Here is a 2151-nt window from a genome sequence, read left to right as displayed (position 1 = left end):
CCTGCAGTCCCCCAGCCATTACCTTGGCCTGTCATAAAGCGAGGCAACACCTCAGTAACTGAGGCATTACATAACACTATAGTATTTCCAAACTCAATGAGTACCGAGCCTGCTGCATGGCAGGTAAAATTGCGGGTAATCGTAACGGGGCGAATTTGACTGGCGGTTCTTCCACTTGGGCGCATGTTGAGCTCCTAGATAAATTTAGGTGCGGATTATAGCCTAGTCACATGCAAACGTGGAGGTGAAAAAGAGATTAATAATCGACTCTGGTGCTAGAAAGGCGCCATAGCACTTATGCAAAATGACGCCTTAGAACTTATTTAGTTTTTTTAAGCTCTCTTGCTAGGAACTCAACTACTTTTTCAAAGTACTCAGTTCGATTCTGTTCATCAAAGAAGCCATGTCCTTCGGTATCTTTAACAAACCAATCGTATTTCTTACCATGTTTATCCAATGACTCTTTAAGAGCAAGAGCATGTTCAATAGGCACTTGTTCGTCTTTTTTACCATGGGCTATCAGTAATGACGCTTTTAATTTATCCACATTGTGAACTGGGGAGTATTGACGCATTAGCGCTTTATCAGTGCCTAACTGCTCAATCAGATACTCTTTACCATAAATAATACGTGGGATATTACCTTCATCGAACATCATTTCTAAATCGTAGACCCCAGCGACGGCAACCACACACTTAAACAAGTCAGGTGCCAACGCTGCTGATTGGACGGCCGAATAGCCACCAAAACTGCCCCCCATGATGCATACTTTATCCTGCTCAATACCACCTTGTTGGATAACCCATCGTGTCGCTTCAATAATATCTTGTTGTACGCGACCACCCCATTGATTTTTAGAACCAGACATATGCTCCCAACCGTAGCCAGACGAACCACGATAGTTCACTCTCAGCACTGCATACCCTTGAGACGCAAGTAACTGAACTTCAGAATCGAAATTCCAATAATCTCTCGCATTGGGGCCGCCATGTACCAAAGTGACCAAAGGTATCGCAACTGTTTCATCAACCCCAGCAGGATAAGTTATATATGCGCTTATCACAGCACCGTCTGACGCTTCAAACTTAACGGGGATAGAAGACGAAAGTTTCTTTTTATCCAAATCAGGTAAGTTGGCAAACAATAGGCTATATTTGTCTTTTTTGGCATCGTACAAGTAAAAAGATGTGGGAACCACATCACTCTTGGCATAGATAACCCAATACCTTTCGTCATCACTGTGGCTGGTGATATAAATAGAATACCCAGCAAATGACTGTGTGAAATTAGCAAATAATTTTGCTTCCGTATCTTCAGCTTCGAGCATCACGTATTGAGGATATCCATCATCAACTCTCACTGCATAAACGCTAGTTAAGTCGGTCGTTCTAGATACACTAGTAATAGAAACATTATCATTGGTATAAATATTTTCTCGTTTTCCCGTTTTTAGATTTATTTTAAATAGACCTGAAGTGTTTTGGTTTAAATTATCTAAATAATATAAATTTTCTGCCTTGTCATCCACTGCAACTGTAGAAAACTCATTACCAAAGGCCAAATCTGAGTTTTCAACATTAGACCATGAACGTGTTTTTGGCTCATAAAGATAAGCATTAGTTTTATATTCACTATCAATACCTACCGCAGAAATTAAGTTACCTTTTCTATCAACAAAAAAGTCCATATTAAAAGCAGGGGCCCCAGTAATGAGTCCACCTAATTCGCCACTAAATACATTAAGTTTATGTATCGTTGCCTTATTGGCACCGCCGGTTGTGGCACGGGTAGATGAAATAAGAATATGTTCTTCATCATTGGGCAATAAACTAATAATGTCAGCCCAACCCAAGGTGGCTTTCTTTTTCGATAAACGTGTACCTAACTGCTTTTCTCCTGAACGATAGCCGTAGATTAACTCACCGCCTGTTCCATCTAAATTAACGGCATAAAGCTCTCCCCGGTATACATCTTGATCTTGCCAAGGTAAATCTACCAATACTTCGATAACCAGACGTTCATCAGTTACCCAAAACACCTCTCCTACTTCTTGACGCTTACCGAAGTCAGCACCACCAACAGGGCGGTAGTCTTTTGTCGTTACAATAGCAAGCTTTGAACTCCCATCTTTTACTATCGTTATTGCTAAAT

At 40.8% G+C, this 2151-nt stretch carries 1 protein-coding gene and 1 pseudogene; both read right to left on the bottom strand.

The window, feature by feature from the left end; all coding sequences use genetic code 11:
• Nucleotides 1-185: pseudogene (gene rph / locus QZ562_RS21050) on the bottom strand (ribonuclease PH); the annotation flags it as partial.
• Nucleotides 186-319: 134 nt separating this feature from the next.
• A partial coding sequence (locus tag QZ562_RS21045) for a S9 family peptidase (RefSeq protein ID WP_293764675.1) occupies nt 320-2151 on the bottom strand: 1832 nt, incomplete at its 5' end.

The organism is uncultured Paraglaciecola sp. (genome assembly GCF_913058035.1).
Lineage (GTDB): Bacteria > Pseudomonadota > Gammaproteobacteria > Enterobacterales > Alteromonadaceae > Paraglaciecola.
This window is presented reverse-complemented; position numbering and strand designations above follow the sequence as displayed.